This is a genomic window from Aneurinibacillus thermoaerophilus (assembly GCF_900099925.1).
GTDB lineage: Bacteria > Bacillota > Bacilli > Aneurinibacillales > Aneurinibacillaceae > Aneurinibacillus > Aneurinibacillus thermoaerophilus.
Window position 1 is genome coordinate 1 of record NZ_FNDE01000019.1, and the last position, 12,594, is coordinate 12,594.

Here is a 12,594-nt window from a genome sequence, read left to right on the forward strand (position 1 = left end):
ATCAACTTTGAAGCTGACCTTCACTTTCATGGGATATTTACCTCGCACACAAACGAGTGTCACTGTTCAGTTTTCAAGGAACTTCTTTTATTTCGCCTCTTTTTAGTGGCGACTTTATAAAATTATCATAAACAATTTTAGGTGTCAATATCTTTTGTTCATTTTCTTGAACAAAGTTTACATTAACAAAAATAAAAGCCCGTAACGGCGGACTTTTGATAATTTATCATAGTTAACAATCCATCGGCAACAAATTTTATAGAATAAATTGCTTTATAATAACAAGTGCGACCAGTCCCGGAAAGCCTAAAAAACCCGTAATCGTAACAGTAACAGGGTTTACAGGGATTTCAAAAGAAAAAGACTCGGCAACAAGGTTAAAAAGAAAAAGAATGATACTTCCAATCACAACGTTCCCTAATCCCCATCCAATCCATTTTACCCACCCCCATGCTGACTGGTTCATTAAAAGAAAAACCAACACAGCCACCGCCACGACAAGTCCAATTGTTAAATTATCCATTCTTCCGCTCCTTTCTTTAATTCTATGGGGATCATGACCATGGACTGAAGATCTACTTACATTTTATTGAAAAAAATAAATGAGCACAGTAATCGTATTATTTAGCGCATGAAACATAATGGGAACCCAAATGCTTTGGTAATAATGGCGTAAAAAACCTAAAATCAGTCCCATTGTAAATAGCGGTGGAAACAAAACAGGATCTACATGAATCACGCTAAATAATAAACTGGAACCCAATATACCAGCCAAAGCACCAAATCGCTCTACCAACGCCGTTTGCAACACACCGCGAAACATCGTCTCTTCGGCCACCGGCACAAACAAACCAACAAGAATAATTTCAATCATACTTGCAAACCAGCTAACATTTTTGGCCTGCAATACCTCACCGGAAATTTGTTCTTCCCGCCAAGAATCCAATTCAAAATTAAAATAATCAGCTATCGGTACTGTAACCACCAAATCAAGCAAAAACGTAGAAAATAAATAAAAAATAATGATGACCCAAAGTAATTGTTTACCTTTAGCAGGGCGAACAAATCCTAAGTCACGCATTCTGTCCTTAAAAAGTAAAAGCGCCAACAACAGCATTATGAACTGCGACAAAAATGCTTCAAAAAATCCCCAGATAGAATGTTCGGAGAACCAAGGGTATTGAAAAAACAGATAAAGAAGGGAGATAATTCCGTGAAAGATCTGATATAAAGCGAAATAATACATAGCATATCTTCCGGAAACTCCTGTTTCCCAACCAAGAAATTCATTTTTCCTCATTTTTAACAGGGCGGGAATAAAAAAGAAAGCAGGAATAATACTTAAAAATAAAGTACTGACAAAAAGAAAAAAACTAAATAAGGTTACTTCTTCAGACGATTCTACACGCCATTTCCCTTGCTCGGTGGGCACCCACTGCAAAAATGAAAACTCAAGCCCTATGCTGGACGCATAACCCGCCAGCAATAGCAAAGCAGAAAAAAACGCTATTTTTTCCCACCGTTCATTTCTGTTCACATACTCACCTCTCTATACCCTGTATCAGCATATTTATTCACTTTGTCCAACAAAAAGAACAAACATAAAATAAAAAGCGGCGTTTCAACAAATACTGGTCCCTGATCCTCAAAGAGGATGACCACAATGTTGAACATACCGCTTTCTTTTGAAAAGGATAGCACTTCTATAGCTCTCGTCTTCCTTCCAGCGCTTTCGAAATGGTCACTTCATCTGCATACTCCAAATCTCCGCCAACCGGGAGGCCATGAGCAATTCGAGTGACACGAATGCCAAACGGTTTCACCAATCGTGAAATATACATAGCCGTCGCTTCTCCCTCGATATTGGGGTTGGTAGCCAAAATCAGTTCTTTTACTTCCTCATTTTCTAGGCGGCGTAACAACTCTGGAATTCGGATATCTTCCGGCCCTATCCCCTCCATAGGGGAAATCGCGCCGTGCAATACATGATAATATCCATTATATTCCCGCGTTCTCTCCATCGCAACCAAATCTTTCGGTTCTTGTACAACACAAATTACGGACTGATCGCGAGATGTATCGGAACAAATCCGACAAGGATCCACGTCGGTAATATTCTGGCACACAGAGCAGTACACCAAATTTCGCTTAACATTTACCAATGCCTTCGCGATCTCTAAGACATCATCTTCTTTCATACCCAACACAAAAAAAGCCAGACGTGCTGCCGTCTTTGGCCCAATGCCTGGCAATTTCATAAATCCGTCAATCAGTTTCGCTATCGGTTCGGGATAATACACGTAGGTCTCCCCTATATCTCAGATTAGAATAATCCTGGTAGCTTCATGCCTCCGGTAAATTTACCCATACTTTTTGCCACCAGTTCATCAGCCTTGTTCATCGCTTCTGTAACCGCAGCCAGCACCAAATCTTCCAACATTTCTACATCATCGGGATCTACAGCTTCCGGCTTAATTTTTACCCCCAGTACTTCTTTATGACCATTGACCGTCACGGTCACCATACCGCCGCCGGATGTGCCTTCCACCGTCTGTTCCTTCAACTCTTCTTGCGCTTTTTGCATTTGCTGCTGCATTTTTTTCATTTGTTTCATCATGTTTTGCATATTTCCGCCACCAAACATATTGTTTCCTCCTAATCTTTTATATCTACCAAGTCTTCACCAAACAACCTTACCGCTTCCTCCACGATAGGATCAGGTTGCGATTCCGCTTCTGTATCTTGCTTCGCTCCCCCTTCGGTAGAAACAGCCAAAGATTCACTGATTTCTTTCCATTGATTCTCCATTAACGTAAACAATTCAATGGGACGGTTGATAAATCCTTTTACAACTTCTTCAATGAGCTGCTTATTCAGTTCACGGGCCGTTGTTTCGCAATGAATCACGCTTTTAAAACAAACGACCAATCCCGTCTGAGATAACGCTACAGGACGGCCGTCCAGAAGCCATGCATGTAGACGAAAACTTCTCGCTTTCACCTGCTGGAGAATATCCGGCCAAATGGCGCATAGCCGTTTAAGTTGAGGTTCAATGGAATTGGCTGCTACTTCCCGGATTCGCGCGGTCGGAATTTTCACAGTCGGCTGCATGCTAGAACGTCTTGTTTCCCTGCGAGACGTAGAAGCCAAAAAGCTTGCCTGTCCTGTAGCGCCTCCTTGTTCCAACTGTTTAACCTGTTTCTCTAACATATGAATACGCCGCTTTAGTTGCTCTACATCTTCAGATAAACCTTCCGTCTCAGCAGCGGAAACCTGGCTTTCACCTTTGCTCTGACAAAGCTGAATCAGAATGAGTTCCAGCATGATTCGAGGCTGACTCGCCCGTTTCATGTCATGTTTCGCTTGATTCAGCCTTTCAATGATAAAAAACAAGCGGGAACGATCAAACGTATCCCCAAGCCCCTTAAATTCGGGATCAAGTATCATACGATCCTGAATCTCTTCCAATTGAGGCGCCGTCTTATAAAGTAGAAGATCACGAAAATAAAACAATAAATCATCCAAGAACTGATCCGGACTCTTACCGTTCTGAACAAGGCGCTGTACAATATCCAGCACGTCGGAAGCGGAACCTTCCTCAATACTTTTGGCTGCCTCCGCCAGCATCGTATGCGGGGCAGCGCCGGTAATCGCCATCACATCTTCAAGTTCAATTCTCTCGCCGCCGAATGAAAGCGTCTGATCAAGAAGACTGAGTGCATCACGCATACCGCCCTCCGCCATACGCGCGATAAACGTAAGCGCCTGGTCAGAAACCTGCACATTCTCCCCGGAAATCGCCTGCTTCATCCGTTTCACAATTAACGCGCTGCTAATACGCCGAAAATCAAAGCGCTGGCAACGCGAAATAATCGTGGCTGGAAGTTTATGTGGGTCGGTTGTAGCCAAAATAAAAATAACATGAGCCGGTGGCTCTTCTAACGTTTTTAATAACGCGTTAAACGCTTCCGGCGTCAGCATATGAACTTCATCAACAATATATACTTTATACCGAACTTGCGTTGGCGCATACTTCACTTTGTCGCGGATATCGCGAATCTCTTCAATACGGCGGTTGGAAGCGGCGTCTATTTCCATGACATCAACAACTGAGCCTTCCGTAATCCCACGGCAGGCAGCGCATTCGTTACACGGCTCAGGTGCGGGTCCTTTCTCGCAATTCACCGCCTTGGCCATCACTTTGGCCGCGCTCGTTTTCCCTGTTCCCCTTGGTCCATTGAATAGATAAGCATGGGAAAAACGCTGTTCTTTAAGCGCATTCTGCAAAGTCCGCGTTACATGCTCCTGGCCTACAATGTCCGCAAACGTCTGCGGACGCCAAATTCGATACAATGCTTGGTAAGCCATTTTGCATCTCCATCTTTCCTGTGTGCATCTATTACAGTCTGCAAACTTCCATTACTCTATACAAATGCAAAAAAATGCACAGCCAATTAAAATTTTATGCGACTTTCATTATACCACTTTCTTTACTCGTCGGAAAAGGGAAAGAGAAAGCGGCTAGCAAGAAGGAAGGAGAACATGAAAAATGGTTCCGTAGCCTTTGTTCGACACTCGAATGCTACCACCCATGTCATGAACAATCTTCTGACATACAGGCAAGCCAAGACCTGTTCCTTCTTCCTTCGTTGTAAAAAAAGGCTCGAAAATTTTATCAGCTAAATATGGAGGAATACCAGGCCCAGTGTCATGGATGGTGATCTCTACATAACTATCCGTATGGAAAAGCCGGATGGTAAGCGTCCCCTGTCCTCCCATCGCTTCGATTCCGTTCTTCGCAATATTCAAAAAAACTTGCTTCAGCATCTCGCTATCGCCCATAACAAGCGGAAGTGGACTTTCTTTTTCCACCAATACTTCCACTCCGTGCAAAAGAGCCTCATTCTCAACAATAGGAAGAATTTCCATAAATACCTGCTCTACATCAACCAGCTTGTACTGAATTTCTTTCTGCTTGCTTAAAAGCAAAAATTCGCTTACCAATTCATTGATACGCTTGATTTCAGTCAACATAATGTCTGTATAACCCTTCTCTCTTTCCATTCCTGCTTCTACAAGCGATTTGCGGATCATTTGCAGAAATCCGTTGATGGAAGTTAACGGATTGCGTATTTCGTGGGCCGTTCCAGCAGCAATCTGACCAATCATGGCCAACTTATCGCTCCGCTCGATTTTATCTTCTAGAGAGCTCATATTTGTCACATTTTTAAAAATATAATATCCGCCCGTAATCTCCCCTGCTGCATCTCTTAACACATTAGAGTCCACAATCAATTCGAAGCGTTGATTGCCATTAAACCAGGAATAGGCTTTATCGGAAACGGTAACTCCTTTTAGCAAAGCTGAAGAAATAACCCCCTGCTCTTCCTTCATTCCTGGAAACGCATCCTCAATGGTGCGGTTAATTACATGACACTTCTCTACGCCAAGTATCTTGCAGGCTTCCTCACTAATTTCGGCGATACAAGCATCCTCATCTAATATAATAATTCCCAGATTAATGTTTTTGATAATTTGCTGGTAAAAACAAGATAACAGCGAATGATTGGTGTTCTCCTGGATAGTGGGTAGAGTAATATAATGCGCCTCTTCTCCTCTGAAACTATAGCTGTAAATCAGTATATCACATGCACACGTTTTCCCGGAGCGTAACTTCAATAAGCCGCGCGGCACACGGTTTGACTTTTCGCTCATAATCCGAAAATGCTCAAGCCATGCACCAAAAGAATCTTTCGTCACAAACAAATCATAGTGGGTCTTCTTCTTTATTTGTTTATACGTATGACCAGTTGCCTGAAGCAATATCGAATTCGCTTCTATCACCCGCCCCTCCTTGTCGAAAAAAAAGGCGGCGTAAGGAATACTATGTAAGTGACACATTAACTCATCCATACCCATTCTTAACTGCAAAATGTTTCCCGGCATCTTATCTCTCACCCCATCTCCGGAGATATTTACCATATTCATATATTCTGTTTATTTCTACAAACTCCTTTTTTGGGGCTTGGCTTTATTTATGAGAAAAACTCCTAGCGCTTTTATACGCTAGGAGTTTTTATAAAACTAAAGCCGCACACCTGCCGTCGATACGCTCATCCGGGCGAATCCATGTAGTTAGCTCAAACCAGGCTCCCCTACGGCACACGAAATGATCCACTTATGGCTGCTTCCTTCCGGACCTGACCAGGTTCATGGGTTTCCGTTGCGCAGGACCCGGTTCTCAACACCACTTTCACAGACCTGACCCCACATGAAACGCACCTCGGGCAGGAATTCAACCCCGCTATAGCGGATTGCGGGTGCAGGGCACCGCTACCTCCCCGTCTAGTACGGCAAACTTATACACAATGTTTAGTTGCAGCATCGCTGCCTAATTATCTTATCAAAAAAGAAAAGACCGCGCAAGCCATACCCAAGCGACTTGCTCCTGTAAGTTATGGCACAGCAAAAATATCTTGTCTTGTTTACTTTTCTTGTTCAAGTTTGTCGAAGTTAACCAATTTATTAATTTCCTGAATCATCGCCGCAGCTTTATCAAATGACCCTTTCCCATTCGTAATATATGTATTTATCTCGATAAGCAGCCCGGTGACTTCCGGAAGTTCGAGCATATCCATATATTTTTGCAGTTCAGTTGTCCGTTTCATAATATCAAACGCCAATTCTGTTGAATACGGCCGTTTTGTCATCTCCGCAATTTCTTCGGTCATGACACGCACAATAGGAGCAATTTGCCCACGAAAAGGAGAGGCGCCCTCAGGTATTTTGGTAGCACGCCCTTCACGGTTAATTACAATTCCGTTCGTATATTTCGCATCTCCGGTAAATGGATCAATGGACATTTTATCAGGGCGTCCTTTGCGCGGCTGTTCCGCAGGTTTTTCAAAAGGCTGTTCGATAATGGAAAAGGTATCTTGTATTTTTTCCAAACGAGGATCCGAAACCGGAATTTTGGGCTTTTCCACTTTTTGATACACAAGGCTTTTGCGCATTTCTGCTTCAAATTCGGAAGGTGTAGCATTCTCGTCGATGTTGACTTGATAAGGCGGCTCGTTTATAGACCCAATATCTGTAATGTTTTCATCGTCCGCCTGCACATTCTGCATAATAGACGACACGATAAAAATTCCGACACTAATAACGGATGTTGCAACAATCAAGGATAAAACAATGCTTCTCTTTCTCATGTAGATTCTCCTCTTTCCCCTTTCTCAAAAAGGAAAAGCCATTCTTCCTCTAAAGAAATTCTTACATGTTTCCGCATTTTAGTCCAGAAATTTTTTCTCTTTAATAAGTCAATAAAAATAAGTCAATAAAGTTCCCGACGAGGCAAATTTCTTGGAGGCTCTCCTAACCATTCTGTATGTCTTCTAATAAGCCATGCCTTCCGCTAAGCCGATCCAACAAATTTTTCGGCAGATTTGTTCATATGTCAGCATATTGCCTTTGATCCATAAACTGAATAAAGTCGTTGATATACTGAAATTTATATGGAATTCCTTCCTCAGTGAAACTTAAAAGGACGTCATGTTTACATTACTTTTCCTAGCTATAATGTTTTAGCAATTGGAAATCCTACCTAATGGAATTGTAGTTATCATCAATTGTATTTTATAAAACCCTGTAAAGAGGCGAAATGTGATCATGATTGAACATTTATTAGAACTTTCCCATGTATTCAATCGCAATCGGGATAGAATCCGTATCTTTATGGACATGCTCTCTCCCGTGATTGCTCAAGCTCAAGACGAACATGAGCGCCTTTATTTTCATCACATTTACGAAGAAGAAGAACAACGGCTAGAACGGCTTGATGAACTTATGCCTAAATTGTCCCGCTTTTTAAATAACGAGCAGACGATTCGCATCACAAATCAAGAGTTCATTCATCTTCTCCAAGATATAAACCTGGAAAAATTGGGTCTGCACAACTTTTTGGAGCATCTGGATTTAGCGATGTACCACTTTAAAGACGAGGAACATAACCAAATGCTACATTCCATGTTAGAGCAAACAAAAGCGGATTATTTATGGGTAAAAAAAATTCTTTCTCTCATGAACGAGAATTTTCCTTCTAATAATTCCGTATCCGTCAAGGAATCAGAAAAGCATAATGTATTAACAGCAGCCCATGATCATGAACATGAAGCGAAAGAAAAAAAAGAGGCTCATCTTTCAGTCCCTGCGGTAAATTCAGCATTTCCTAAACCAAGCCTTTCTGTACGCCACAAGAAAGGATTAACCGTAGGAAGTCTTAAAACGTTACGTTAACATCAAACCAGGAGGTTTCAACATTATGGACAAACTAAGAAAGTTCCCTGATTCTCCTCTGACCGAACAGAATTGGAATAGAATGGAAGAAATCGTAATAGAGGCAGCCAGAAGACAGCTTATTGGTCGCCGTTTCATTGATATTTACGGGCCATTGGGAGAGGGAATTCAAACTGTAAATAACGATATCTTTGAGGAGCCTCAAGATGGAGGAATCAGCCTACGCGGAGAATCTTTAGAGCTGTCCCAGCCTACTCGTCGGGTCAATTTGTCTATCCCTATGTTATATAAAGACTTTATTCTTTACTGGCGTGACCTAGAACAAGCAAAAACGTTAGGAATCCCTATTGATATGAGCCCTGCTGCGAACGCCGCCGTCCAATGCGCCCGTTTGGAGGATAATCTTATTTTTAACGGTTCTCCTCAATTTGAACTTTCTGGACTCATGAACGTCCCGGGTCGTCTTACCCACATCCGTGGTGAGTGGATGAAGTCAGGACAGGCTTTCGAAGATGTGGTTGAAGCGATTAGCAAACTACAGCAAATGGGATACACCGGCCCTTATGCTATGGTCTTATCTCCTGAACTCTACTCCCTTCTTCACCGCGTTCACCCTGGAACCAATGTCTTAGAAATTGAACACGTGCGCGAACTCGTAACGGACGGTGTATTCCAATCACCAGAAATTAAAGGAAAGGCTGGCGTGATTGTAAATACGGGCCAACATAATTTAGATCTGGCCATTGCCGAAGACTTTCACACCGCTTACCTTGATACCGAGAATATGAATCATTTGTTCCGGGTACACGAAGCAATTGTTCTCCGTATCAAACGCCCCAGTGCAATTTGCACTCTGGAGGATTCTGACAGTTAAAACAAAATCAAAAGAGGCACCTTCACAGGTGCCTCTTATCTTTTTTTATGCTATTCTTATCCGATTTCCCCTTTTTTTGTCTTCTCTCCTTGGTTCCATAAAGGAGAGATCAACCTCATTGGCAGCTACATTCACTCCAATATCATCTACCAATTGTTCCACTTCTTTTCTGAACGTTGGGGTACAGCTTCCTGCATTTGCTTGAAGTAACTTTTTTAAGTATTTTAGCTTTTCAACCGTTTTGATCTGTCTATAAGATTCATTTGACATTTCACAAATGCGCTTATGAACCGGTTCTAAAATAATGCTGATTTCATCGACATGAGCAATAAATTGCTTTCCTTGCTCTGTAATAAAACCTACAGAATAAATGGCGTTACCAGCCATTTCAATACTCGTGATCACGGCATTCGGGAATTGTTCTCCACTGCGCAAGCGAAGGTATTCTACCTCAATAACTCCGCCCAGTTTTCTCTCATTAGACAAAACAGTGTGGATATCCATCAAACCTTTTACTTGATACCCCATTGCTGTCCCCCTCTATTACTCGTAAGCGCTTTTGTTGATATTGATTCTCAGTTTCATACTACTAAAGGACAGGACTCTTGTCAATAGTAAGAATCATTCTCGTCCCTTCCAATCCGTAGAAGTCAAAAATAACATATTGGTTCAACTAACAAACCACGTATGCTTCTTACGCCCAATACGGTTGTCACGTACATTCATTTTTTCAACAAAAAACCTCCTTCCATGTTTATCCATGTTAGGAGGCATATTCATAACATATATGTAACTGTAGAAAAATAGTTCTCGCTCATTCACCTTGCTAATTTTCGGATGAATCAGTCGCCTCGATTTCAACTATATCAACGTATCGCTTCCTGAATACACTAGCGTTCAAAAATGTTGATTTATCAAGCTTTGCATATGATATGTATGGCGGAGATGGAGGGATTTGAACCCCCGCGCGCCTTGCGACGCCTAACTGATTTCGAGTCAGTCCCCTTCAGCCGGACTTGGGTACATCTCCGCAAAAACTAAAACATGGAGTCTAGAAATTATGCTAGCATAATCTCTTCGGAAGAATCAACCCTCCACTTTCCTTTGCCACAAAATAACGATACATATACATAATTTGTAACATTGTCGTTACAATAAACAACGACATTTCCAAGTCTGATACGAACGATTACCTTAATTATTCAGAGATTACAGACCGACCTGTTTGGCTTTCGGCGTACTGGCTATCATATTCATCCAGCAATAGTGATCCCGTTCCAAACTTCCAAAGAAGTATAAAAAATATAAATTTATGCCCTCTTGCATAAAGAAAGTACTTTTTATACCTAAATCTATAAGTATTGATTTTCCTCTTCTTCCCTTTTATAATAAAAAATGAATTTGAACTGACTAGTCAGTATAAAATGAGGTGGACAAAAAAATAATGCGCGCAAAAACGAAAGAGCTAATTTTCCAAGGAGCGCTTAAAGCGTTCGCAGAAAAAGGCTTTAACGAAACGACAATGGAACAAATCGCCGAAATTTGCGGCGTGGCCAAAGGCACGCTCTACTACAACTTTAAGACGAAAGAAGACCTGTATATATTCGTTATGGAATCCGGCGTCCAGAATTTTATAGGCATGATTCATGATTATGTGGACGTAGTGAACAAAAACGACTTCCGACAACGTGTCATTCGGTTAATCGAGGCTCATTTGGACTTTTTTCAGAACGAACAGGACTTCTGTCGTTTGCTGCTCAGCCGAAGTTGGGGCACACAGGAACGCCACCATACCATCCGCTACGTGCTGCAGGAATACTTCGTGCTTCTGGAACAAGAACTGCAAACGGCGAAAGAAAAAGGTAAGTTGCCGTCAAATATTGAAGTGAACGCCGTCGCCAGCAGTTTCTTCGGCATGATTGGTTTTACGGCTATGCGCACCATCATTCACGAAGGAACGCTCGACAATCCGGGACTGCGCTATAGCCTACAAAACTTGGCCCTCCATATGTTGGGCATTTTCGAAGAAGATTAATTGTAAAGATAAATAAACAGAGGTGGGAGAGAAATGAAAGCTATCCGTATCATTATGTTCAGCATCATGGTACTGCTGATCGGAAGCGGTGCGTATGCTCTGTCTTCTTACGGGGAAACAGGCCGCATCAAAGCGGCTTCTGTCAGCCAGCCAATCTCATATGTGGAAGCGACCAACATGAATGTAAGCTTTAAGATGAGCGGACGCATCAGCGAAATTTATGTTAAAGAGGGCGACCACGTAAAAAAAGGGCAGCTTCTGGCCCGTCTAGAAAGCAAAGAGCTACAGGATAAGGCGGCGCAGGCGCAAGCGACTCTAAACAAGGCAAACGCCGGCGTTGAACAGGCACAAGCCGCTCTAGAGGCAGCAAACGCCGGCGTTAAACAAGCGCAAGCAGGTGTATCGGCAGCTGAGGCGAAAAAGACGCAGGGCCAAAACGCGGTTAACGTAACCGCCCAGACAGCCGAACGCAAAGTCGCGCAAGCACAGGCGGCCGTAAAAGCTGCGCAAGCGCAACTGGACGCACTAAAAAATGGGGCCCGTAAAGAAGAACGCGAACAGGCAAAAATTAAAGCTAGTGCTGCGAAAGAAGCGTTCCGTATCGCAGAAGATAACTATAACCGTATGAAAACTCTATTTCAACAAGGCGCCGTACCGCAAGCGAAAGTGGATGAAGCAAAATTGAACTATGAGAAAGCAAAAGCGGAATACGAAGCAGCGCAAAAGCAATTGGAAATGGTACAAAACGGTCCGCGTCCAGAAGAAATCAAAGCCGCTGAAGCGCAGCTTGAACAGGCGAAAGCCGCAGCGGCACTGGCGGAAGCAAGCAAAGGAGAAGTTAAACTACGCGAAAGTGATGTGCAAGCGGCAGAAGCAGGTATTTCTCAGGCGTCGTCTTCCGTTTCTTCAGCTCAAGCCAACGTTACCAAGGCGCAAGCGACTGTGAACGAGGCAAATGCCAGCGTTGAACAGGCACGAGCGGCGCTGGCGGAAGCGAAAACATACCTTAGCTATACGGAACTCCGTGCGCCGAGTGATGGGATCATTACCTCTCAATCAGCACAAATCGGTGAACTGGTAGGAGCCGGTTTCCCGGTATTTACAATCGAAACAACACAAGATCGCTGGGCCAAATTCTACTTCCCAGAAACCGAGCTCAGCACCCTTAAAGTCGGCGATATTGTGAATATGAAACTGATTTCAACTGGAAAAATGGTTAAAGGGAAAGTTACCGTCATCGAACCAGCCGCCGATTTTGCGATTCAAAAACCAAGCCAAAAAATGGGGGATACGGATATACGCTCGTTCGGCGTAAAAGTTACGTTAATCAATTTGCCGGATACCGTAGCCACGGGTATGACGCTGCAATGGCAAGGTAAAGGGGCGAAGTAAC

Annotated in this window: 12 protein-coding genes, 1 tRNA gene and 1 other RNA gene; 4 read left to right on the forward strand and 10 right to left on the reverse strand. The window is 42.9% G+C overall.

Translation table 11 applies throughout. From position 1 onward, the window contains the following. Nucleotides 1-256: 256 nt before the first annotated feature. From BLR88_RS10535 to BLR88_RS10570, 8 genes are all read right to left on the reverse strand, one after another. A complete protein-coding gene (locus BLR88_RS10535; RefSeq protein WP_057897160.1) occupies nucleotides 257-523 on the reverse strand; it encodes a pro-sigmaK processing inhibitor BofA family protein in 267 nt (88 codons plus the stop codon). A gap of 63 nt (nucleotides 524-586) precedes the next feature. Further along, entirely contained in the window at nucleotides 587-1,537 is a 951-nt protein-coding gene (locus BLR88_RS10540) for a CPBP family intramembrane glutamic endopeptidase (RefSeq protein WP_091260627.1), read from the reverse strand. Between the two features lie 166 nt (nucleotides 1,538-1,703). Then, nucleotides 1,704-2,300 (reverse strand): recombination mediator RecR, encoded by a 597-nt coding sequence (gene recR / locus BLR88_RS10545; RefSeq protein ID WP_057897162.1) that lies wholly within the window; start codon nucleotides 2,298-2,300, stop codon nucleotides 1,704-1,706. 23 nt (nucleotides 2,301-2,323) lie between these two features. Then, nucleotides 2,324-2,644: a YbaB/EbfC family nucleoid-associated protein gene (locus BLR88_RS10550; protein WP_057897163.1), complete on the reverse strand. Its 321-nt coding sequence runs from the start codon at nucleotides 2,642-2,644 to the stop codon at nucleotides 2,324-2,326. An 11-nt stretch (nucleotides 2,645-2,655) separates the two neighbouring features. Next, nucleotides 2,656-4,368 carry a DNA polymerase III subunit gamma/tau gene (gene dnaX / locus BLR88_RS10555; protein WP_057897164.1) on the reverse strand — a complete coding sequence of 571 codons (1,713 nt, stop codon included), beginning with the start codon at nucleotides 4,366-4,368 and terminating at the stop codon, nucleotides 2,656-2,658. 153 nt (nucleotides 4,369-4,521) lie between these two features. Continuing rightward, the gene (locus tag BLR88_RS10560) at nucleotides 4,522-5,988 is read right to left on the reverse strand and encodes a PAS domain-containing sensor histidine kinase (protein WP_254778298.1); all 1,467 of its coding nucleotides are present in this window, start codon (nucleotides 5,986-5,988) and stop codon (nucleotides 4,522-4,524) included. A 102-nt stretch (nucleotides 5,989-6,090) separates the two neighbouring features. Continuing rightward, nucleotides 6,091-6,354, reverse strand: an RNA gene (gene ffs, locus BLR88_RS10565) — signal recognition particle sRNA large type. A 131-nt stretch (nucleotides 6,355-6,485) separates the two neighbouring features. After that, nucleotides 6,486-7,208, reverse strand: a complete 723-nt coding sequence (locus BLR88_RS10570) for a hypothetical protein (RefSeq protein ID WP_057897165.1) — start codon at nucleotides 7,206-7,208, stop codon at nucleotides 6,486-6,488. A gap of 457 nt (nucleotides 7,209-7,665) precedes the next feature. On the opposite strand from BLR88_RS10570, the gene BLR88_RS10575 reads away from it, so the two are divergent. Together BLR88_RS10575 and BLR88_RS10580 are read left to right on the forward strand one after the other, a co-directional pair. Further along, nucleotides 7,666-8,292: an IMEF encapsulin system ferritin-like cargo protein gene (locus tag BLR88_RS10575; protein ID WP_236781992.1), complete on the forward strand. Its 627-nt coding sequence runs from the start codon at nucleotides 7,666-7,668 to the stop codon at nucleotides 8,290-8,292. Between the two features lie 25 nt (nucleotides 8,293-8,317). Then, nucleotides 8,318-9,166 carry a family 1 encapsulin nanocompartment shell protein gene (locus BLR88_RS10580; RefSeq protein ID WP_057897167.1) on the forward strand — a complete coding sequence of 283 codons (849 nt, stop codon included), beginning with the start codon at nucleotides 8,318-8,320 and terminating at the stop codon, nucleotides 9,164-9,166. Between the two features lie 45 nt (nucleotides 9,167-9,211). Here the strand turns inward: BLR88_RS10580 and BLR88_RS10585 are convergent, their stop codons facing one another. Together BLR88_RS10585 and BLR88_RS10590 are read right to left on the reverse strand one after the other, a co-directional pair. Continuing rightward, nucleotides 9,212-9,694, reverse strand: coding sequence for a hypothetical protein (locus tag BLR88_RS10585; RefSeq protein ID WP_057897168.1), 483 nt, complete (start codon nucleotides 9,692-9,694; stop codon nucleotides 9,212-9,214). A gap of 409 nt (nucleotides 9,695-10,103) precedes the next feature. After that, nucleotides 10,104-10,196: transfer RNA gene (locus tag BLR88_RS10590), tRNA-Ser, on the reverse strand. A 414-nt stretch (nucleotides 10,197-10,610) separates the two neighbouring features. Between BLR88_RS10590 and BLR88_RS10595 the strand changes: the two genes are divergently transcribed. Both BLR88_RS10595 and BLR88_RS10600 read left to right on the forward strand, forming a co-directional pair. Then, on the forward strand, nucleotides 10,611-11,201 hold the full coding sequence (locus BLR88_RS10595; protein WP_057897169.1) for a TetR/AcrR family transcriptional regulator: 591 nt from the start codon (nucleotides 10,611-10,613) through the stop codon (nucleotides 11,199-11,201). Nucleotides 11,202-11,234: 33 nt separating this feature from the next. After that, the gene (locus BLR88_RS10600; RefSeq protein ID WP_091260629.1) at nucleotides 11,235-12,593 is read left to right on the forward strand and encodes an HlyD family secretion protein; all 1,359 of its coding nucleotides are present in this window, start codon (nucleotides 11,235-11,237) and stop codon (nucleotides 12,591-12,593) included. Nucleotide 12,594 lies beyond the last annotated feature (1 nt).

Coding starts and splice junctions, on each gene's coding strand:
- BLR88_RS10535 (WP_057897160.1), bottom strand. CDS start 523: ATGGATAATTTAACAATTGGACTTGTCGTGGCGGTGGCTGTGTTGGTT.
- BLR88_RS10550 (WP_057897163.1), bottom strand. CDS start 2,644: ATGTTTGGTGGCGGAAATATGCAAAACATGATGAAACAAATGAAAAAA.
- dnaX (WP_057897164.1), bottom strand. CDS start 4,368: ATGGCTTACCAAGCATTGTATCGAATTTGGCGTCCGCAGACGTTTGCG.
- BLR88_RS10560 (WP_254778298.1), bottom strand. CDS start 5,988: ATGAATATGGTAAATATCTCCGGAGATGGGGTGAGAGATAAGATGCCG.
- BLR88_RS10570 (WP_057897165.1), bottom strand. CDS start 7,208: ATGAGAAAGAGAAGCATTGTTTTATCCTTGATTGTTGCAACATCCGTT.
- BLR88_RS10575 (WP_236781992.1), top strand. CDS start 7,666: ATGATTGAACATTTATTAGAACTTTCCCATGTATTCAATCGCAATCGG.
- BLR88_RS10580 (WP_057897167.1), top strand. CDS start 8,318: ATGGACAAACTAAGAAAGTTCCCTGATTCTCCTCTGACCGAACAGAAT.
- BLR88_RS10585 (WP_057897168.1), bottom strand. CDS start 9,694: ATGGGGTATCAAGTAAAAGGTTTGATGGATATCCACACTGTTTTGTCT.
- BLR88_RS10595 (WP_057897169.1), top strand. CDS start 10,611: ATGCGCGCAAAAACGAAAGAGCTAATTTTCCAAGGAGCGCTTAAAGCG.
- BLR88_RS10600 (WP_091260629.1), top strand. CDS start 11,235: ATGAAAGCTATCCGTATCATTATGTTCAGCATCATGGTACTGCTGATC.